Origin of the sequence: Fuerstiella sp. (assembly GCA_022447225.1) — a bacterium.
GTDB lineage: Bacteria > Planctomycetota > Planctomycetia > Planctomycetales > Planctomycetaceae > S139-18.
In genome coordinates, this window is sequence record JAKVAZ010000014.1 from 37,305 (window position 1) to 59,538 (window position 22,234).

General features: G+C 54.4%; 12 protein-coding genes. 2 read left to right on the forward strand and 10 right to left on the reverse strand.

Annotated features, from left to right (window positions below; all coding sequences use genetic code 11):
- Positions 1–288: 288 nt before the first annotated feature.
- The 6 genes from dnaB to MK110_16060 form a co-directional block, all read right to left on the reverse strand.
- Positions 289–1,641, reverse strand: a complete 1,353-nt coding sequence (gene dnaB / locus MK110_16035) for a replicative DNA helicase (GenBank protein MCH2212814.1) — start codon at positions 1,639–1,641, stop codon at positions 289–291.
- 5 nt (positions 1,642–1,646) lie between these two features.
- Positions 1,647–2,162 carry a 50S ribosomal protein L9 gene (rplI, locus tag MK110_16040; protein MCH2212815.1) on the reverse strand — a complete coding sequence of 172 codons (516 nt, stop codon included), beginning with the start codon at positions 2,160–2,162 and terminating at the stop codon, positions 1,647–1,649.
- 133 nt (positions 2,163–2,295) lie between these two features.
- On the reverse strand, positions 2,296–2,766 hold the full coding sequence (gene ssb, locus MK110_16045; GenBank protein ID MCH2212816.1) for a single-stranded DNA-binding protein: 471 nt from the start codon (positions 2,764–2,766) through the stop codon (positions 2,296–2,298).
- Positions 2,767–2,799: 33 nt separating this feature from the next.
- Positions 2,800–3,219, reverse strand: coding sequence for a 30S ribosomal protein S6 (rpsF, locus tag MK110_16050; protein ID MCH2212817.1), 420 nt, complete (start codon positions 3,217–3,219; stop codon positions 2,800–2,802).
- A 290-nt stretch (positions 3,220–3,509) separates the two neighbouring features.
- On the reverse strand, positions 3,510–4,085 hold the full coding sequence (gene pth / locus MK110_16055) for an aminoacyl-tRNA hydrolase (protein MCH2212818.1): 576 nt from the start codon (positions 4,083–4,085) through the stop codon (positions 3,510–3,512).
- Between the two features lie 61 nt (positions 4,086–4,146).
- Positions 4,147–4,788 carry a 50S ribosomal protein L25 gene (locus MK110_16060; protein MCH2212819.1) on the reverse strand — a complete coding sequence of 214 codons (642 nt, stop codon included), beginning with the start codon at positions 4,786–4,788 and terminating at the stop codon, positions 4,147–4,149.
- Positions 4,789–5,225: 437 nt separating this feature from the next.
- On the opposite strand from MK110_16060, the gene MK110_16065 reads away from it, so the two are divergent.
- A complete protein-coding gene (locus MK110_16065; GenBank protein MCH2212820.1) occupies positions 5,226–9,578 on the forward strand; it encodes a PQQ-like beta-propeller repeat protein in 4,353 nt (1,450 codons plus the stop codon).
- Positions 9,579–9,580: 2 nt separating this feature from the next.
- Here the strand turns inward: MK110_16065 and MK110_16070 are convergent, their stop codons facing one another.
- The 4 genes from MK110_16070 to MK110_16085 all read right to left on the reverse strand — a co-directional run bounded on the left by MK110_16070 (position 9,581) and on the right by MK110_16085 (position 14,431).
- On the reverse strand, positions 9,581–10,420 hold the full coding sequence (locus tag MK110_16070) for an MBL fold metallo-hydrolase (protein ID MCH2212821.1): 840 nt from the start codon (positions 10,418–10,420) through the stop codon (positions 9,581–9,583).
- A 138-nt stretch (positions 10,421–10,558) separates the two neighbouring features.
- Positions 10,559–11,326, reverse strand: a complete 768-nt coding sequence (locus tag MK110_16075) for an arginyltransferase (protein ID MCH2212822.1) — start codon at positions 11,324–11,326, stop codon at positions 10,559–10,561.
- Between the two features lie 327 nt (positions 11,327–11,653).
- Entirely contained in the window at positions 11,654–12,559 is a 906-nt protein-coding gene (locus MK110_16080) for a hypothetical protein (protein ID MCH2212823.1), read from the reverse strand.
- A gap of 546 nt (positions 12,560–13,105) precedes the next feature.
- Positions 13,106–14,431: an MFS transporter gene (locus tag MK110_16085; protein ID MCH2212824.1), complete on the reverse strand. Its 1,326-nt coding sequence runs from the start codon at positions 14,429–14,431 to the stop codon at positions 13,106–13,108.
- A gap of 478 nt (positions 14,432–14,909) precedes the next feature.
- Here MK110_16085 and uvrA point away from each other — a divergent pair, with 478 nt between their 5' ends.
- Positions 14,910–21,983, forward strand: a complete 7,074-nt coding sequence (uvrA, locus tag MK110_16090; GenBank protein MCH2212825.1) for an excinuclease ABC subunit UvrA — start codon at positions 14,910–14,912, stop codon at positions 21,981–21,983.
- Positions 21,984–22,234: the final 251 nt, after the last annotated feature.

Genomic DNA, 22,234 nt, shown 5'->3' on the forward strand with positions numbered 1-22,234 from the left:
CCTGTTTCCTGCGGACTGGTCACTGTCACAGACGCAGTAGTAACGGGCGATCTGCAGGGCCACCGTAGTGTCTTTGTTTCCCGGATCTAATTGATTTGACCTGGCAAAGCAGGGACGTCAGTCGTCTGTTCTTTCTTCAGTTGTCAAGCCCGGAGGTTCTGTGGACTGTTGTTATTCGTCCCTCGCCTTCACAAATGTCCGGCACCGTAACCTGCAGAATTTGACAGTGACGTCACTTATCGGTGGTGACTTGCCCTGGTCGAAATCGGTGCTGCAGAATCCGGTCAATCAGATTGTAGCAAAGTCTGTGTCGGGAACCGGGGAGTAGTTTTCGAACCTCATGAACTCCGCACGCCAGGTGAGTTTCACGATCCCGGTGGGACCACTCCTGTGTTTTGCGATAATGATTTCGGCTTCACCCGGTCGGTCGTTGGGATCATAGGCATCCGGCCGATGCAGAAACATAACTTTGTCGGCATCCTGTTCGATGGAACCACTTTCACGCAGGTCGGCCAGACGAGGTCGTTTGTCCTCTCGCAGTTCCACACCCCGATTGAGCTGCGACAATGCAATAACCGCCACATTGAGTTCTTTGGCCAGGAATTTCAGGCGACGCGAGATACCTGCGATCTGTTGTTCACGAGGAAGTTGTTTCTCTTCAGGTTCGATAAGCTGCAGATAGTCGACAATCACAGCCCCCAGTGGTTCTTTGCGGTGCTGACGTCGGGAGATTGCGGCAATCTGTGACATCGTTCGTGCTGGTTTGTCATCGATAAACAGTGGCAGGTTGTGCAGATCGCCGGAGGCAGCCGCCAGTTGATCCCGCTGTTCGTCGGACAGATTTCCGGTGCGCAGGTCATGTCCGCTGACCCGGGCTGTGATACACAAAAAGCGTTCGGCAAGTTCCAGGTTGGATTGTTCCAGGCTGAACAGCATCACTCCCTTTTTTGCGTCTCTGGCAATCGCTTCGGCTATATTGCAGACCAAGGCTGTTTTGCCCATACTCGGACGGGCTGCCAGAATGATAAGCTCCGTCGGCTGCAGACCGGTTGTCTGATGGTCAAGATCACCGAAACCGGTGGTAACACCCGCCACACTGCCTTCTTTGTTCATCCGTTCGTCAATACGGGTGAACGCTTCCAGCAGAATATCTCCGATAGCAATACTGGAGGTGTCCTCCTGTTCCTCCACGATGGCAAACACACGCCGTTCAGCAGTCTGAAGCAGGTCGTCGACGGTCCCCTGAGGCTCGTAGCAATCGGTCAGGATTTCGGTGCAGGCCGCAATGAGTGTCCGCTGCATCCATTTTTCACGGACGATATTGGCGTAGTAACGAACGTGAGCGGCATGAGGGACGGAATCGACGATTTCCACGACATAGGCAGCACCACCGGACTCTTCCAGTTCCCCACGCCGTTCGAGCTCTTCTGCCAGTGTCAGGGGGTCAATGCCACGAATATTATTTTCGTACAGATCATGGATCGCGGCAAAAATTTTGTGATGAGCATCGTGATAGAAATGCTCAGCCCGAAGTGACTCACCGACTTCGTCGATGGCTTCGTTGACCAGCAGAATACTCCCCAGGACACCTTTTTCGGCATCAAGGTTCTGAGGAGGAAGTCGAACAGATTTGTCGGCCATCAGTGTCAGACACCAGCGGCGGAGGGCACCACCCAGACTTTGACTTCGGTGTTGACCTTCTCGTGAAAGACGAGTTTTACAGTGTACATACCCAATTCTCTGATCGGACCGTCCAGCTTGACCTGTTGAGGTTTCACGTTAAATCCACCGGCAATAAGTGCATCGCTGATGTCGCGGTCAACCACGGAGCCGTACAGAGTGTTGTCGGATGTTGCATTGGCTTCTATTGTGGCACTATAGCTGCTCACGGCGTCAGCCAGTTTTTGCAGGTCCCGAACCCGGCCGGCTTCGAGGTGTTCCAGTTTCTGACGGTGCCGCGCCACCATTCGCTTGTTTTGTTCAGTCGCAACCGTTGCCATTCCATGAGGAAGCAGATAATTTCTTGCATAACCGGGCTTAACTCTCACGATGTCACCACGTTTTCCAAGGCTTGTCACATCGTGGACCAGCAGAACCTCCGTTGATTGACGGGTTGACCCGCTGACTGCTCCGGGATTCGTTGATTTTGACTTTAGTGGCATGGCTTTGTTGCCTTGATTGTCCTGGTCACGGGCAGCGAACTGCCTCAGAGATTTGATTGCCGCGTAGCTGATACGTCAGAGATCGGAGTCTGGCGTACCCAGTTACCCGATTCAGAATTGTGGGGTGAGGCCCTCAGAACGGGACATCACCGCCGTCGCCGGCCGGTGTGTCGTAGAACGACTGTTCAGGAGACGACTGAGCCGGACTCGAATAGGCAGGCGCTGTCTGTGTTGATGATTTTGGCTGTGACGTGCCGCCTCCTTCGTTACGACTGCCCAGCAGCTGCATGTTTTCACCGACGACTTTCAGCTTTGTTCGCTTTTGTCCGGTCTCTTTGTCTTCCCATTGATCCTGCTGCAGACGACCTTCGATCAGAACCGGTCGTCCCTTTCCAAGATACTCGCCGGCAATTTCGGCCGTCCGTCCCCACAACGTGACTTCCACGAAAGTGGTTTCTTCGATTCTTTGATTGGTTGTTTTGTCCGTTCGATATCGATTGATCGCCAGAGACACGTCGGTGACAGCTGTACCGCCTGTGGTGTAGCGGACTTCGGGGTCACGTGTCAGATTACCGATGAGCACGACTCGATTGAACGACGCCATTACAATGCCTCCCTATTTCGCCCAACAGCCTGGTTACTGATTGTCTTTGGCCACTGGACTTGCTGTGGCGGGTTCTTTTGCCGGTGTTTCTTCTGTCGTTGTTTCGGAAATCGCATCAACAACTGCGTTGAAGAGTTCTTCCGGGTGGCTGATCACCATAAAACGCAGAACAGTGTCACTGAGTTGGCACTGTCGCGTCAGAATGTCCATGCCGGACGTCACCATTTTGAAGCAGACGATGTAGTGCAGTCCCTTGCGGCGACCTTCGATCTCGTAAGCCAGTTTGCCGTCCTGCCACGGGCGATGTGCAATTACGTTTGCACCTGCCCGGTCGAGCAGTTTCATCAGCTCATCACAGACAGCATCGGGATTGTTAGCATAGGCATTGCTGTCGACGAGAAACATTCCTTCGTACAGATGTTCCCGGACTTCTGAGGCTTCAGCAACTGACACGAAACAAATCCCCTGGACTTTAACTGTGAACACGAACGAGCGAGGTGTGGATAATCGAAGCCATACACTGTGACGACTTTAGATTGGAAATTCAATGCCCAGTACCGAATTCCCGTTGATAGAGTCACCCATCAGAACACCTGAATCCGGGGTATTGACGTCTGATTCTGTCAGACCGATATCGACACAACCCGGAACACGCAGATACTCCGCCGGCCGTTTGAGTCTGTTCCGGGGAACACCAGAGAGGACTCTGTCTCGCAGGCGAACCGAAATGTCCGGCGGGTCAGTTACTGAATGTCCGGATCCCGGTTGAATTCGTTCATCACCGGATCCAGGCCTTCATACACCCATTTCTCAAGGGAATCGGCCGCACGCGCAGTTGCCAGCTCGTGATCGCACCGTTCTTCCTGGCAAAATCGGCCCAAAACCCAGGACGTAGCGTCCATACGGCCAGGTGGTCGCCCAATTCCAATCCTCAATCTGGGAAACTCGTTACTTCCCAGCCTCGAAATAATATCTTTGAGGCCATTTTGACCGCCGGCGGATCCTTTTGCACGCCAGCGAATTCGCCCATTTGGTAAATTGAGATCGTCACAGACAACGACCAGGTCAGCAAGATCGGGCTGGTAGAAATTCACGAACCGGATAACGGATTCACCGCTGCAGTTCATAAACGTCAAAGGAGCGATCAGCAGCACTTTTTCAGTGCCGATTTGTATCTCCACTGATTCGGATTTGTACCGGTTCCTGACCGGTCCGGCCTGGAAACGACGTCGCAGTTCGCCGACGATCTCGAAACCGACATTATGGCGGGTACCGACGTATTGACTGCCTGGATTACCCAGACCAATGATCAGCTTCATGGACCCGGTATTACCGAATCTGGAGAAGACAAACTGACGAGTGCTCCCGAAACCTGATTCGCTATTCAGCGACTCTGGTGTCATGCAGTTCGGCAATAACCGTGTCTGCCGAATCTTCTACCTTCATTCCTTCGGGAATCGGCAGGTCGGCAACCGTCAGAGAATCACCCATTTGCATGGATCCAATTCGGACTTCAATTTGTCGCGGGACGCGGAAGTCGGAGCACGTGACCGTGACACGTTTGAGTTGAATTTGAAGTCGTCCGCCCGTCTTCAACGCCGGGGGTTCACCCACAAACGCCAATGGCACCTCCGTTGTGGCCATCCCTTCCGGATCGACACGAAGCATATCGATGTGCTGAATGTATGTACTGAATGTATCCCACTGCAGCTCCTGAATCACGGCTTTGTCAACACTTCCGTCGATGTCAACATCTACCACTTTTGAGCCGAGAGCAACCACCTTGTTCAGATCGTCAGCCGATACGGACAGCGACAGACCGTCTTTGCTGTATCCGTACAGATTCGCCGGGACCCGGCCTTGACTGCGTAACAGTCTGGTCGCCTTTTTCCCCGTTGCCGTCCGCCGCTCAGCGACAAGTCGATAATCTTCCATCCAGCCGATCCTGCAGTTTGAGCTTACCCAAAACCGGCGAGCATACAGACCGGACTTCGCCGGTTCAACACTAATGAGCCGATTCATTAGCAGTAAATCGGCGTGACAGTGGCCATGATGACTCCCTGTTTCAGTTTACGGTCATCATGGTGCTGAATCCTCTCACGGGGCCCGCATTCACAATTCTGCGGCAATTGGCAATCGCTGTCTCAAAGGTTAAAACTGGTGTCAGTTCCCGGCTGTTGCGGGATCTGCAGACAGTGTTTCCCGATTCGGGACGACGAGAGATCGTTTGAGTCCTTAGCAGTCATGTGATCCGCCTGCGATGCAATCAGCGTGATTTTCCTGATGTGTATGCCACAGGACGCGATATTTTGAATTTGAACTACGGTCAGATCTTCCCGCGGCGGCGATTTCGTTTGACTGAATCCGGCAGCAGAAGTTTCCGGTTGCGACTGATTTCACGGCGAATTCTCCGACGGGCTTTCAGACCTGTCAGATGCCTTGGCTGTCGAGTTCTGTGTTTGGCGTCTTGCGTTACGGCACGGGAAAACAGCGGCAGCGGGAGGCCGGCACCAAGGTTTATTGTACTTGTCTGGTTGTTTCTGTGTCCGTTGGCATGGTCCGGGAGCCCTCAGCAGAATGACTCTGTTGAGCAATCTACAGACGGAGATGCACAGCAGCTTTGGACCGACGGACGAGTCAATCTTGATCTGCAGGCTCTGCGCGAAGCCATCGGCAGCGGGCGCGATGCAGAGGCACTGGCTCGTTTTCGGCGTCTCACGACTGCGGATCCCCGGGTGTTGGCTGCGCGATCTGACAATCGCCACTTTGTTCCTTTGTATCGAATCCTGGCGGAAGAATTCGAAAGGCTGCCGGCAGCCATTCAGACCATTCTTCGCACAACCAACGCACAGGCAGCACGTCTGGCGCTGGAGAATGTTGTACCGACCGGCCGATGGAATGAGCTGATTCAGGTGAGTCAGCGGTTTCCCGGGACGGACAGCGCTCACCTTGCACATCTGATCGTTGCACAGCTGCATTTCGACCGGGGACATCTGACCGCTGCGTCCCACTGGCTGCATGCATTGCAGTCCTGTTCGCTTTCTGCCCAGGTGAAACCACTCGTGCAGCAATTGAAGTCGCGGTTGTTACGAGATTCATCGGCAGTTGCCGCACCGTTGTCGAATCACAGCTCGCAGCTCACAGAAGCATCCTCGCCTGGTCCGTGGCAGGTCCGGTGGCGTCAACGAACACAACTCGGTACAGCACGGCTGCGTGATATCGATGCGGCACAACTGCAGGCAAATGCGACGACTGATGCCGGCTGGAATGCGCAGATTCGTAATTCTGTGATCTATCGGAGAACGTTGCGGGGCCTCACAGCAATCGATCTTCAAAGTGGACATATTAACTGGTCGTTGCGTCTTCGTCCCAACCATCTGGATTACCTTAGTCGAAACAACGAACGCTCACTGTCACACCGTGGCCCAAATCACGTTCTTCCGGAACGATTACGCCAGTTGCTGATCCATGACGGTGTGCTGAGTCGTGTCTGTGCGGGGTCACATGCTGTCTATTTTGTCAATACATCATCGTTTCCGGCGGGAACCGTGATGAATCGTCTGCGTTCGGTGGCAGCAAAACCGGACGCACGACTGGTGGCAGTGTCGAGAGATGCCGGACGCCGAATCTGGTCTGTGGGAGGTCCGCCGGTGGAATCGGACGTCAGTGACCGAATGGCCGACGTCTGGTTTGCCGGTGTTCCGCTTGTTGACGGGGAAATGCTTCACTGTATCGTACAAATCGGAAACGAAATTCGACTGTGCACACTGCGAGCGGCCACCGGCGAACGACTGGATTCAACACTGCTGGCGTTTTCTGACGTGTCGATTGAACTTGATCCCGCACGACAGCTCGTGTCCGCCACTCCCGTGGCAGCTGACGGTCTTCTGCTTTGCTGTACTTCAACCGGCTGGCTGACTGCAGTCGATCAACTGACTCGAACCGTTGTCTGGGCGACCCGAACGGGGGCCGGTTCTTCTTCGGAAGTTCGTGCTGTGCGTATGAACAGACGGGCCGGAGGAAGTCAGGTTTCCGCAGAACAGTCTCCGGATTCGATTATCCGGGTGCTGGGCCGAACGGTTGCGGTGATGCCGTGGAATTCAGCTGAGATCCGATTCCTGGATGTTGTTTCGGGTTCACTACGTAACGTTGCACTGCGACAGAGCAGACCCGGGCTGCTGGCCACGGACGGCGATGCCGTCATTATTATAAGCCGCAGTGATCGAATCGAACGTGTGTCCGCATCAACAGCCGAGTCGGTCTGGGTGCGTGAACTCACCTCTGATGATGGTCGACCCTGTGGTCCCGGTACCATTGTGAACGGCCGGCTGCTGCTGGCAATGACTACAGGAGCCATCGTTTCCATCGATGTGCAGACGGGTGACATCCAGGAATCAGCTGCCGACGTTCTTCGTCCCTCAAGACATGGCCTGCTCCTGTCTGCAACGACGGGTACGCCCGAGACACATTCCGGTCATCAGGGAGATCTGGTGTTCGTTGGACCTGACGAGACTGTTTGTCTTACGAGAGATTCCGTTTCGGCGACACCTGAGCAAATCACAGATTTGGTTGAACTCCTGCTGGCGTCCGGACGGGTTCAGGCGGCACAGGATGCATTGAGGCAATTGTCTGTGGAAACGATCGCAGCAGACGAACGGGCGTCCTCGCTGCAGTTTGAAGTTGCCTTTGCACTGGCCGTTGCCGCAAAGCTGTCCCCCGAAACATCTCTTGAGTCACTGGCCCGTACCCGCCAGCACCAGGTCCGGGCTGCCGTACTGGGAATTTCCCGACAGGGACAAAATGATCCGGTTGCTGCTGCTAATGCAGCAATCGATTTGTTTCAAAGGGAAGAACGCTCTGAGTCGGCATTCACGGCTGATTCGATCAAAATTCCGGTCGGTCTGTTACCGACAGCCATAATGACTGAACGAAGTTCGGTCACTGATTTTCAATATTCGAAGGTGTCGCTGCAGACATGGACTGCGCGGACGATCGAACATGCTCTGAACTACGCTCCTTCTGCTGCAGGGGTATTACTGGTTCGGCGATGCAGAGTCCTGTCTCCGGACACACTGCTGCAGATAAATCACCTGTCTGTTGCTGAAACAATCAGTACTCTTCTGTCGGATGCCGGACCGTCAGAACAGACCAGTCTTCTGCGTCTGCACCGGAACGCGATCCTGAGGGCCAACGGAGAATCACCGATTCTCCTATCCTCAGAATGGCCGCCGAACGGTAACCATTCATTAATATCTTCGGGCGACACCGCCCGCAGGCAGTATTCCCGGCTGCTGCAGGAAATTGCGGAATCCGGAGAAGCTTTGGGAATCAGTGGTGCTGAACAGAACACTTCTGCTGCGTTCCACAAAAACGGGTTTAGAGACTGGGCGGACAGCTGGAACCGGGATGACTATCAGGTCATTCCGTTTGCTCGTCCGAATCCGGTTCGTCGGCGTCCGTATCGGCTGAAGTTCACCGATCCGAACGATCCCTTTCTAGGCCGCTTCGATCTGCTGATTCACCGCGCTCCGTCTCGTCTGATTGTTCGGGAGATCGCGCCCCCCGGTCGATTGATCTGGTCAATTCCCGGCGAGTTTCCGGAACGGCCCGGATCGACGTCTGTTCCGTTAGTCGAACGTTCGGGAACTTTGTTGTACATCCTCTCACCCAACGCTGTGACAGCTGTCTCGCTGCTTGAACAGCGCGTGCTCTGGCAGGCTCGCGCGGATTTGCATCGGATCACAGGCGGTCGAGATTCGGTCGGGCAAAAGGGCCCGCGTTTGATTTCGAGTGGATCCGGGTGGGTTTGTCTGCAGACTGGTCAGTCGGTTGAACTGCGGAGTTCGTTAACAGGACAAGTCAGGTGGTCTCGTCCCTGTACTCCTTCCAGTACGGTATTTGCCGGCGATGCATGTGTCATTATGGGTGACACTGACAGCAGTATTGACCCGGTCGCCGCACTGGACCGGCGATCCGGTCAGCGACTGAACTGTCAGCTGAGTGTGAAGGATTTGGGAAATATTACAGGAACCGACGGAAACGAATTTATCATTCGGGAAAGCAGTCCTGAAAACCACAGCTCTGTTCAGTTGGTCTGGCGCGATGCCCTCACCGGTGAAACATCTCGTACGGTGAATGTCGTCGACGTCGTCCGTGTCCGGCACGACCGTTCATCTCAACTGGATGTATTTCACAACGACGGCCGATTGACAGTGATCGATCTTCCGTCGGGAAGCATGCGTGAGTATCTGTGGTCAAACAATACGGTGTCAGCCGAAAATCGGCCGACAGGTGACGACGGGGCCGACCGGTCGCATGAGTGGCATCCTGACCGGATTCGTGTTTTTGAAGATTCAGTCTACCTGTACCTCATCCTGCAGCCGAAAAATTCTCCACCCGGCGGGCAGGTTCCTGAACGTGAGTTAACGCCATTCCTTGCCATGCGAGTGCTCGATCGTGATTCCGGAGAATTCCTGTGGGAAAATACTCAGGCGAAATCCTGTCACGGTCGTGTGGTTACTGATCAGCTGAGTCTGCCGTTCCTGGTGTTACTTGATCATTCCGCTCCCAACAAAAGGGGGGGGCGGGCTGTTCAGGTGAGATTACGCTGTCTTCGCAAACGTGACGGTCGCCGTCTGATTGATCAGCAGTTGCCGGCACGTTATGCCTATGACCAGCTGCGTATTTCACCCTCACAGGATTACTCAGTCACTGTCCGGGTTCACGGAACTCTGGTCCGATTTGAGTTGCCGGACAGTCCGTCTGTACGTTCACCGACGGGTAAAACGCATGAGCTGGATGGAACTCGCTGAATTTAGGTCCACAGATGCACGCGTTCGTATAGTTCGGCCGGCAGACGTTTTTTTAACGCCCGGGCTGCCGCCTCAACGGCGGTACGTGTACTCAAATGGCTTAGAATAATCAGCTCATTCCTGAACCTGTCAGCGCGGTCCATGATGTCGTCCAGATGCATGTGACCGTATTTATGGATCTTTTCTTTACGGTGATCCGGGCGAAAGAATGTCATTTCTGTAATCAGTACACCTGATTTGTAGACATCCGCGTGACTGTCGAGACCTGCAGGTGACGTATCGCCGGTAAAGCAGACCAGTGGTGTGAGTGACTCGGATGTTACTTCGGTTCCTTCCAGTCGGATGTCGCGGATTTCAATACCGCTGAGTCCCTGATATTTCTGTTTCAGTTTCCTGCGGACGTCGTAGACGATGTATCCGACCGACGGAACGGTGTGTTTTGTTGAGATTACCCGGACCCGGTGCTCACGCGACATTTGGATGACATCTCCCGGGCTGACTCCCACCAGTTCACAGTTCATACGACCCCGGTCCAGCTTCTGCCATGAAGTCAGCATACGCTGCACGGGTTCAATGACCTGTACCGGCAGGTAGATCGTTGGTGGCTCCATCTTCATCATACGTCGTCGGGCGACATATACCGGCAGAGCCGCCAGATGATCCAGATGCGCGTGGGTTACGAAGAATGTGCCGGTTCCCATGAATGCCCACGGACTGGCTCCCAGTTCGAACCCCAGTTTGAGTTCAGGGATTCGCCAGTAACTTTGCACCGCGGCGCGGGAATAGCCCTCAATCGTCAGTGCCTTGTGGTTCAGTTTGGAAATCGGAAGGTTATGCAGCATTGATCAGGTAACAATGAAGACAGATCGACTGGCCGGCATTCAGGGACCCCGATTTCCCGCCGCCGGTTCGCTGTTTACCGAGCACCAGTGCGGACAGACATCAGCAACGCGATGCAGTATGTTCGATAAAGCAGCTGCTCAGCGGGAATCTCTTAATTCGGTTTTGCGCAGATCCCAGTTCGGGGATTCGGATTCACTGACAAAGTGTCGCAGAAACTGATGAGGGCGAAACCGATTTTTGTAACTCATCGATTCACAATCACGAATGTAATAGCCCATGTACAGATAATCGCGGTCGGCCGCCCGGCCGATGTCAATTTCGCTCAAAACGGAAAAGGTTCCAGGTCCCTTGCTACGCCAAAGCGGATCGTGGATGAAATAGACACTGGACTGTACGCGGGCTGTCATGTCCACCAGACCGACGCCGATCAGCTGATCGTCACGCACGTACAAAAATTCACGGGAGAAATCAAAATGGCCCTCGACGAATGACTGATAGTAATCGTCAGCACTGGTCTCCTGATAGGGCCAGCCGCGTCGTTTGTGCATGTCGCGATGATAGTTGTTGTACAGACGAACGTGTTCGTCTGTAACAGACGGAGGCTGTACAATGAGTCGTACGTCAGAGTTTCGGTTTCGACAACGGCGCTGACTTTTGGTCAATTGCACTTCGGAAAGAATAATTCTGAGACTGCGACATTCCTGACACTTTTGGCAGATCGGGCGAAACAACGAACGTCCGAAACGACGCCATCCTCGCTCCAGCAGTGCTTCAAGTTGTTCTCCGGAAAGATCTGTGGTCCATCGGTACTCAAACCGGGACAATCTGTCGGGCAGATAGGGGCAGGGTGACTCTGCGCCCTGCATCTGCAGTTCAGCAGTCAGGTTTCCGTCATGATCATTCATCGTGTGTGTCATCAGGTCTGCAGAAGTTGACGCAGCTGACTACCGTAGCGAAGCAGACACGTTGCGGCGAGCAGAATCTACTCCGAAGATCGCCGGTCGGCAGCTGTATTGTCAGTGTTTGTTCCCGTTACCCTGCTGTGTCTGCTGAAAATGGCTGGTCATTTTTGTGTCCATTGTCCTGACCATCCGGATTCAAACGAGATATCTTCAGATTGCAGACGTAGACCGAAATGAAGCGGAAACCGCGTTAGTTTGTCTGTTGAAGTGGTGATGCACTGATTATTGAGACAACCAGTGATTCACAGTCCGTGCAGCAAGCGGTGCCGGTCAGTTGCGGACTCTGGGAGACTCATTTTTCTGTGGGGCATCCTGACTGGTTCTGCTTCCGGGGTCATCCGGAATAGTCACGGTACGACGGACGTCAATCAGAGAGGCGCGAAAGATACGCAGGGCTGAGGCATTTCGCGGCGTGCGTCCGGAGACCGCCGCGGTGCGGTCGCGGTCGGTCTCATCCCAACGTACAAATGCTGCAAGTTCCTTCCGCCGCTGTGGCAGGACACTGTCCAGTTGTGAGGCGATCTGTTCGATCCATTCGGGATCGTTCTCGGCGGCCTGAGACATCATGCGGGAATAAAGCGAAATTTCAAAAGCGTTACGGTCCATCATCATGTTGGTAACCGGTGATATCAAAAGTGCCATTGCTCGTGCCGTGATCGAAGGGAATGACACGAAAACATCCAGCTTTTGTCGAACCTGTGTCTTTCCGTCTGCGGCAGGTCGGTAGTCATATCTCAGCCACACCAGTCCCGCAGCTGTGATGGGCCGGGGCAGCAGCGGGCTGTTGTACGTTCCGTCGAACAGCAGCAGGCACTGCGATTGATCCCGATAAAGGACATCAGCCACTCCGAATGATCCGTCCGGTGCCGTGGCTTCAAACTGCAGGGCCGCTGTCTGCCACATTTGTACTTTGGAAATTCCCATGACCCGCCAGGTACTCACAGACACGTCCGGATGCTCTACAAGGTAACGATAGATGTCCGGGCGGACTTCGTAGTGTAGTTCGGGCAGTTGACGATACTGAGCACACTTGTCCAGAACCTCTCGGATACGTATTTGACTGGCCGGAGATATTTGTTTCCAGGGAAGTTGTTTGAGTTTGCTGTCCCTGAGTCGAGCACTCGATCGCCCTGGTGCAGCAATCTTGATTCCGGCACGGGCCGCCATTTCGGTCATTGGTATCTGCCCGGAGGCGGGAACGCCCCACAGCGCGCACACAATGACGCTCAACAGACCCGAGAGTCTGTGCGCAGACCGAGTGACCGGCTTCCGCATGGCGCCCCCAAAACAATGATATCAGCACCGGACTCATCAGCCGCCCCCGACGATGGTTCGATGCGAAAAATCAGCCTGCAGAATCGAAGCCCCCCTCCGATTCCCGTGTCCTTTCAATGCTCCGAATGCAGGAAAAATGGATGCGGAACATCTCCTTGCATTAGTTCGGCGATTCGCTGTCGAATCCCTCAGACGAATGTCCGGATTACGAAGAGTTTTCGGTGACCAGTCTCCGGCAATTTCTGCCGAATGTTTCAATAGTCGCTGTAATCAGACCGCCTCAGTACTTCTGACCTGCACTTGCCTGCTTCGGCCTCACAAATGAAGCCCGGTGCCTGCCCGGTTCTGTCAACCGGGTGCAGATATTGAGGTTGATGTCGCCACACATCTTTTCGTGTGGATACGTCCCGAAACTCCGGACCGAGACTGCCCTGTAGCTGTGTGTGATTACTGGCGGCGACGTGGCGGGGTCGCTGTCCATACAACGAGTGCAGCCACGAGCGGCAGGACCAGCAGTCCGTAAAGTGCAGGTGTGTAGGTGCTTAAGGTGTCGATCGAATAGGCCAGTGGCAGAGGACCAATCGCTGATCCCAGAATCATGACCGCCCACGCAACACCACGAACCTCTCCCTGGTGAGCCCGACCATAGTAGTTGACCCAGACGACATTTCCCGCGCTGCGAATAATACTGCTGTGAAATCCCATTAACAGAGCATAGACGAGTGCCATCCACATCACTGGCAGGTTGATGGCCAGCAGCGTGGCAGCAGCCAGTGTAAGCATTGATGTGGCCAGCAAATACCGGCTGGCGACCCGGTCGGTCACATATCCGGCCGGGAACGTCATCACTGTGGCGAACAGGGCCTGCACGCTGATTAATCCCAGCGCTTCACGTGATGACAGACCATGTTCTCCAAACAATGCCACCTGATGAAAAATCAGGCCGGTGCCCACGATACCGGATGTTACTGGTACGCTCAGCAGCTTCCAGAAAGTCGGATTTCGAACAGCTTCAACTGCTGTCCAGGATTGTTCCAGCGGAGTGATTTGTGGTTTACCGGTGTTTGAATTGCCGACATCGCGCGTCGCCGGTTCCTCACTGTAGTCCGGCCTGATGCCGTCAGGATGCAGACCCAGGTCTTCCGGTCGGTCTCGAATGAACAGAATTCCCGGCAGTACGAGTGATATGGTCACGATAACTGCCAGAACAACCCACGTGGATTCCCATCCATATGACTGTATCAGGAAGTCGTTGACTATCGGAATGGTCATGACCGAAAGGCCGCCACCCAGTCCTGCAATCGCAGTGGCCATCCCGCGTTTGCGTTCAAACCATTCACCAACCAGCCACACCGACACCAGGACCAGAGCCCCCTGTCCCAGTGTTCGCACAAAACTAAACCCCAGGAACAGGCCACTCAGTGACTGTATTCGCGACATCTGAAAGCAGGCAACTCCCAGTCCGGCAGCGACCAGCGGCAACATCACGCGTGCGCCAAATCGATCGATCAACCTGCCGAAAATCGGCAGCAGAGCAGCACCAACCAGGGTGGCGAATCCATAGGCCAGAGAAAAATCCGTTTCCGTAATTTTCAGGGTGGCACGCATGGGATCTTTGAGCGCTGCCACAGAATGCGACTGACCAGGAGCGGACATGAACTGTCCGGCGGCCGCAAAGCCAAGCATCGTCCAGCCGGGAAAATATCGACGCCCTAATCCTGCTTCGCCGGTGACAGTACAGGGATCAGCCGAAGACGACATTTGGACAGGCATTCAGGAAAATATCCTGGTTTGGCGATACGTTGATGATGCGTAACACAGAAAGGAAGAGGTGAGAAACAATGGAATACACCAAATAAGCGGCCAGATACCAGGCCTGTCTGAGCGGAGGGCCATAATTCCTCCAGCTGGAAGGAATTCCTGGCACTGAGGTTGTTTGGATCCGTTCACTGGGATTGCCATTGACGTGATGGTGACGCTCAAACGCTTCCTGTGATATTCCGACGAACCATTGGAATCCGGTCCGGCTGCAGGCAGAGAAATCCGACACACTACTCTGGTCACTCTACGACTCTATAATCCGTCCGTCTTTGGCTGACGGTTGGTCTGACCATCCCGGCTGGCATGGAGTGTGAGATCCTGATTTCACTGGTAACGCAGGAACAGGGCCCCGTCTCTGAGCCCCGGGAAAAATTTCATCGACCGCTCGTTCCTTTTTCAAAATCATTCACAGATAGTTTCCCCGCCTGCCATGTCAGATACTGAAATCGTCATTCGCGGGGCTCGTGAACATAATCTGCGAAATGTTAGTCTGTCTCTGCCCCGCAATCAGCTGATAGTGATGAGTGGTGTCAGCGGATCGGGTAAGAGTTCCCTGGCCTTCGACACGCTTTATGCCGAAGGTCAGCGCCGTTATGTCGAAAGTCTCTCCACATACGCGAGGCAGTTTCTGGGCCAGCTTCCTAAGCCAAACGTTGATTCAATTAGTGGTCTGGCCCCGTCAATTTCAATTCAGCAAAAGTCAACCAGTCGCAATCCCCGCAGCACCGTTGGCACCATTACGGAGATTTTCGACTATTTGAGAGTGCTGTTTGCCAGAGTCGGTCAGGGTTACTGCTACGTTTCCGGAAAACCCATCCAGGCGCAGTCAACCGATCAAATCATTGACAGCATCAACGGTCAGCCTGAAGGAACTCGCTATTCCATCCTTGCACCGATCGTGCAGAATCAAAAGGGCGAATTCAAGGACCTGTTTGAGGATCTGCTCAAGCGAGGTTTCCTGCGTGCACGTGTTAACGGTGATGTTGTTTCGCTCAGTGATAATCTGCGACTCAAACGACATCACAAACATACCATCGAAGTTGTCGTCGATCGTCTGGTTGCCGGGCCGGGGCGTCGGGCTCGTCTGGCTGAGGCTGTGGAACAGGCTCTCAGACTGGCTGATGGACGGCTTATCTGTTCAACCTCAACGGTTCCCGCTACTTCCCCCGCCGGAGGTGAAGGGGCCAGGCCGCAGGATGTGGCGCCCGCAGACGTAGCCTTATCCGTCGCTCCCTCAACGCAGCGGACTCTGAAGACTTCGCCGCACAGAAATAAAGACAGCAGCCTCGACAAACTCTACAGCGCTCAATACTCCTGCCCTGAAAGCGGCATGAGTTATGAGCCTCCGTCACCGCAACTGTTCAGCTTCAACAGTCCTGTCGGGATGTGTTCCGACTGCAACGGTCTGGGAATGCGTCATGGATTTGCTGCCGACACCATAGTTGTTGACGAAAACAAGTCGATTCGCAACGGAGCTTTGCTGCTGTTGCCCTCGCTGCGCAAAATGGGCCGCTGGCCTCGGCACATTCTCAAAGGAGCTGCTGAGGCGATCGAGAAGATCGTTGGTATGGAGGCAGAATCGCTGCTTAAAGCCAGATGGTGTGACATTCCCCGTGAAGCGCAGCGCCTGTGGCTGGATGGAACCGGCGATCGACAGATCACGTTCAGGTTCGGACATCGAGGCGGCTCGTACAGGCACGGAGGTATATGGGAGGGCTGGACGAATCGACTGCTCAGCGACTACCGCTCCTCACGGAATCCGATGCGCCGTCGGCAGATCGAAAAACATCTGGAAATTGTTCTGTGTCCCGCCTGCGAAGGCGAACGCCTCAATCGTCAGGCCCGCAATGTTCGTATAAAAACGAAGAGCCGACGATTTGGAAAAAATGGAGCCGCCGTAAAAGAGCTAAGTCTTCCGCAGGTTTGTGCGCTGACGATTGCTGAGGCGGCTGAGTTTTTTGGTTCACTTGATCTGGACAGGACTCAGCAATTCATCGCTGAAGAAGCACTTAAGGAAATTCGCGGTCGACTTGGATTTCTGCTGCAGTGCGGTCTGCATTATCTGACGCTTCACCGATCGGCTCCCACACTTTCGGGGGGGGAATCACAACGGATTCGTCTGGCGGGTCAGATCGGCTGCGGACTGGTTGGTGTCGTGTACATCCTTGACGAACCGTCGATTGGGTTGCATCCCCGTGACAACAGCATGCTGCTGAAAAGTCTGCAACACCTGCGCGATCAGGGTAATACGGTGATTGTGGTGGAGCACGATGAAGACACCATGCGTGCGGCCGACCATATTGTTGACTTTGGACCGGGACCTGGCATCCGGGGAGGTGAGGTTGTTACCAGCGGGGCGTTCGCCGATCTGCTCAACAGCAAAAACAGCGTCACCGGACAGTATCTGAGCGGAAAATTGTCAATTGCTGTGCCCGACCCGCGTCGGAACGGCACGGATGCAGCCATCGTGGTGAAGAACGCCCGACACAACAATCTCAGGGGCGTCGATGTTAAAATTCCTCTGCAGCGGTTCGTTTGCGTCACTGGTGTCAGTGGCAGCGGAAAGAGTTCTCTGATTAGTGATGTACTGTGGCAGGTTCTGAATCGGGACGTGAATAACGGCAGTGGCGATCCCGGTTGCCATGACACCGTGACCGGTCTTGAACACATCGATAAGGCCATCGATATCGATCAATCACCCATCGGTCGCACACCCCGGTCGAATCCCGCCACTTACGTCAAGGTCTTTGACGAGATTCGCAAACTATTTACTCAGCTGCCGCAGTCGAAAATGCGGGGCTACAAACCCGGACGATTCAGTTTTAACGTGGCCGGAGGTCGCTGTGAGGCGTGTGAAGGGCATGGAGCTACCAAACTGGAAATGGACTTCCTTGCGGATATCTGGGTTCCCTGTGACGTTTGTGAAGGACGCCGATTCAGTCACGAAACACTTGATGTAAGCTACAAAGGCCACAGTATTGCTGATGTGCTGAAGATGGAGATCCGGGATGCGGCCGGGGTCTTTGAAAATGTCCCGAAAATAAAACGTCTGCTGCAGACACTGGCAGACGTTGGTCTTGACTACATGCAGCTGGGGCAGCCCTCACCCACGCTCAGCGGCGGAGAGGCTCAGCGGATCAAACTGGCTCGCGAGCTTGGCAAACGTTCGACGGGCAGGACGCTTTACGTTCTGGATGAACCCACAACCGGACTGCATTTCGCTGATGTCCATAAGCTGCTGGAAGTGCTGCACGGCTTCGTCGAAGCCGGCAACACTGTGATTGTGATCGAACATAACCTGGATGTGGTCAAGACAGCCGACTGGGTGATTGACATGGGGCCGGAAGGTGGAGCCGGCGGCGGAACGGTTGTTTGCGAAGGCCCGCCGGAAACAATTGCACGGTGCCGAACGTCTCATACGGGAAACGCTTTGCGATCGGTCCTGCCAGGCATGAAGCCACGAACCTCAGACGGTAAAAAGTCGTCCGGTGCCCGGCCGACTGATCCGTTTGTATTGTCCCGGCGTATCGAAATTCGAGGAGCCGCCCAGCATAATCTGCAGCAGATCAGCCTGGAGGTCCCGCGTGGTGAAATGAGTGTGTTTTGCGGTCCAAGTGGAAGTGGCAAAACATCGCTGGCGATGGACACGCTCTATGCCGAAGGCCAGCGGAGATACGTGGAGAGTCTGTCGGCGTATGCACGTCAGTTTCTGGGTCAGATGCCAAGACCCCGGGTTGACAGTATCCAGGGGCTCAGTCCGGCCATTGCTATTGAACAAAAAACGGTTGGTTCAACTCCGCGTTCGACCGTGGGGACGGTCACTGAAGTTTATGACTACCTGAGAGTGTTGTTTGCGCGTCTCGGGAATGTGCATTGTCCGTCCTGTGGCAGACAGGCGGAACAACAAACGACTGACGAAATCGTTGACGCGATCCTGAAATTTCCTGCCAGGACACGGATGCTGATACTGGCTCCGTATGAAGTCGATCGTCAGATTCCTTATGAATCGGCCTTCGAACGCCTGCGTTCCATCGGTTTTGCGCGGGTCCGAATTGACGGGACAACGTACTCACTGGACGACACACCAGAGCTCAGTCATCGTCGATCCCACGAAGTTGAAGTGGTGGTGGATCGTATTTCCGTCGAGAAAAAATCACGAGGGCGGATTACCGATTCCGTTGAAGCGGCGCTGGACCTGGGTAAAGGAGTGATCTCCGTTGCCGTGGCTGAGCCTGATGTGGACGAAGTCGACTGGGACACGCATCTTTACAGTCTTCATCTTTCCTGCTTCGACTGTGGTTACTCTTACGATCGTCCATCACCTCAGCAGTTTTCGTTCAACAGTCCGCTGGGCTGGTGCTGGTCCTGCGAAGGGATGGGCACTGAATACGGAGCCAATCAGTCTCTGCTGATCACCAGTCCCGAAAGCAGCCTGCTGCACGGAGCGATCGGTGCGTGGCCGGATCCGCAGCAGAATCCGACCTTCCTGGCGCTGCTGAACGGGATTGCCGAAGAATTCAGCATCCCGACTGATCAGCCCTGGTATCTGCTCACACCGGAACAGCAGCGAATCATTCTTAATGGTCAGGAGAATCGCTGGATCAGTGTGAAATCGGGGAACACGTCCTTTTCGGTGCGTTATCGCGGCATCTATCCCACGATAGAACTGGCCGGCCGCCTTTCTCATTCTTATCGCCGGTCTCTCATGGAAATGGCAGGAGAAAAGGACTGCAGCGTTTGCAATGGAACTCGACTGAATGAAACGGCAGCCGCTGTAAGACTCAGGAAGATCACGTTGCCGCAGTTGACGCGTATGCCGCTGACTAAGTCACTGGAGTTTCTCAGGAAGCTGCGACTGAACCGGGCTCAAAAACAGATTGCCGGTGACCTGTTGTCTGAAGCCGTGCATCGACTGACGTTCCTCGTTGATATCGGTCTGGATTATCTGACGCTGGACCGGTCCATGCCGACCCTGTCCGGTGGAGAATCGCAGCGTATTCGTCTGGCAGGCCAGGTCGGTCGATCACTTACGGGGGTGTTGTATGTGCTGGATGAACCAACCATTGGACTGCATCCCCGGGACAACGGCCGGCTGCTGGATGCGCTCAGACGTCTGCGGGATCTCGGTAACACTGTGCTGTTGGTAGAGCACGACCGTGAGGTACTCAAGTCGGCAGACCGTTTATTCGATTTCGGTCCTGGTGCCGGCCGACTGGGCGGTCGCGTTGTCGCAGACGGTACGCCCAAACAACTTAGTCGTCAGTTCAGAAGGTCACTGACCGGTGGCTATCTCAGCGGCAAACAAGGCATTCCGGTCCCTGAAAATCGTCGCATCTCTTCAACAGCTGCCAGGCACCTGCTGAGTTGCGTAAACAGTCCGAGTCCTGAAAAATTATCCGACGATTCCGATATGACCGGTCGCCGGACAAAAAGAAATGCACGGGAACACGCCCAGGAGGTATCAGGTTCTGATCCTCACCCGGCCCTGATCCTTCAGGGGGCCTCCCAGCACAACCTGCACAACGTTGACCTTTGTCTCCCGCTGGGAACACTCACCTGTATCACCGGAGTCAGCGGGAGTGGCAAAAGTTCACTGGTGATGAACACACTGTCCAGAGCTGTTGCCAGAAAACTCAACCTGACCAGCGACGCTCCGGGACCCTACCGGGACCTGCTGGGCATCGAACATCTGTCCAAGATCTCAATCGTTGATCAAAACCCGATCGGTACGACACCCGCATCCAATCCGGCTACGTACACGGGTGTGTTTGATCATATCCGCGAGCTGTTTTGTCGGATGCCGGAAGCCAGAGTTCGAGGCTATCGGCCCGGTCGTTTCAGTTTCAATCGGTCCGGGGGGCGCTGTGACGACTGTGAAGGCATGGGGCAGCAAAAAATTGAAATGCATTTTTTGCCGGATGTGTGGGTTGAATGCACAACCTGTCGCGGCAAACGGTACAACGGCGAAACGCTGACCGTGAAATTCAACGGGTATTCCATCGCCGATGTCCTGGAGATGCCTGTTCAGACGGCACTGGACGTGTTTTCCAGTGTGCCGAAGATCCGGGCTCCACTGGCGACATTGAACGCAATCGGTTTGGGATATGTCACACTCGGGCAGTCAGCCCCGACTTTGAGCGGAGGTGAAGCTCAACGTATCAAACTGGCGTCTGAGTTGTCACGACCGAACGCGGGTCGCACGCTGTATGTACTGGACGAACCGACGACCGGTCTGCATTTCGATGATATTGCGAAGCTTTTGAGTGTGCTCAACAGTCTCGTCGAACAGGGCAACACGGTGGTTGTGATTGAACATAATCTGGACGTTATCAAGACGGCCGACTGGATTGTGGATATTGGACCGGAAGCAGGAGCCGGTGGCGGTCGCATCGTGACGGCAGGTACGCCCGAAGACGTCGTCGCCTATGCAAAATCTGTTACCCGTCCTTCCGGACATCCTCGGTCGTGGACGGGAGAGTTACTGGCTGATGTTCTTGAGGAATCCAGCGTCGGAACCATTGAGGTTTTTGATGTGGCCCGTGTTGCCAGGAAGCGATCAACAGATTTAAGCGTTCGTGAGCTGGGCAAAGAAGCGAAACTGCCGTGGGAGACGGACGGCCAAAAGTGGCATACACGGGAGTGCCTGAGTCACGACGGGAAACGTTGCAGGTGGGAAGGTGCATCGCTGCAGTATGTGACCGACCTGCTGGGAAAAATTTCCGCACTCAGTCCCGCCAACTGGAATCAGCGCAGCACGGTAGAGGTTAAAGCTGAAAAAGGTCTCGGCTGGCTGCTGCACGCCCGGACAGGACACGAATGGCTGCTGACGCTGTGTTTCCGTGTGAAGAACAAGACGTTTGAAAGTAAAGCTCTGATCGACCGGTTGAAGCTGATACCAATCGACGAAGTGGATGAGATCCATTACTACAGCGAAACTCCTCGCGTGAAAGTACGAAATGTAAAAGCCGGCTGGCAGGAGATCACGATCAAAGTCTGGAAGAAAGAAGAAATCGACACACCACAGTTCCGAAAGTTCCTCCAGTCAGCCGTACAGGCCTATCTGGCTCAGGCCACCAAAGAAAAACTGAATCCGCAGGATTTGACACCATGGAAACAGCTCGGTCGCAAGTGGCATTTGCTGAAGAAAGGCCTGCCCAATAACGGTCGCATTGGCTGGAAGTTCAGTACCATCGAAAAGCTGTTGCCGGTTGTGGAATCCGCTATGAATGGCTGCAAGGTCGACTACGGTATCCGAACTAAGATCAACTGGAAGAACGTAGACGGTTCACCCGCGGCGGAGTTACACACGAAACGTAAAGACGGTCTGAATCTGGTGCTGTACGTTCCATCGGGATCTGTCACCATCGGCGCCATCGCCGAACTTGGTTTCGAACAGAGTATCTCTGCGCATCGCAGTGGTACTGATGCTGTCAAAATTCGCTTTGCAGGAGTCAGTCAGGTGTCGGCAGATTTTAAACGCTGGTTGTCCGCAACCAGGGGTTAAACTGCACGCATCACAGAGGTGTCCGGTCTCCCTCTTTTCGTTTGAACACTTATTAAGATAATGTGTTCGATAAAAAATGTTACCTGTGATCGGGGTGACTGAAAGGAAGCCCTCACGCGGATTCGCATCCTTCCGGCAGACAAGTATGGGTTGAGCATTTGTACGCGGACGTCGCCACGATAGTCAGCCGGTAGTCACTGCCACGGAGACAGAACACTTACAATTGCCGATCATTAATCGTTAAGGAAGTA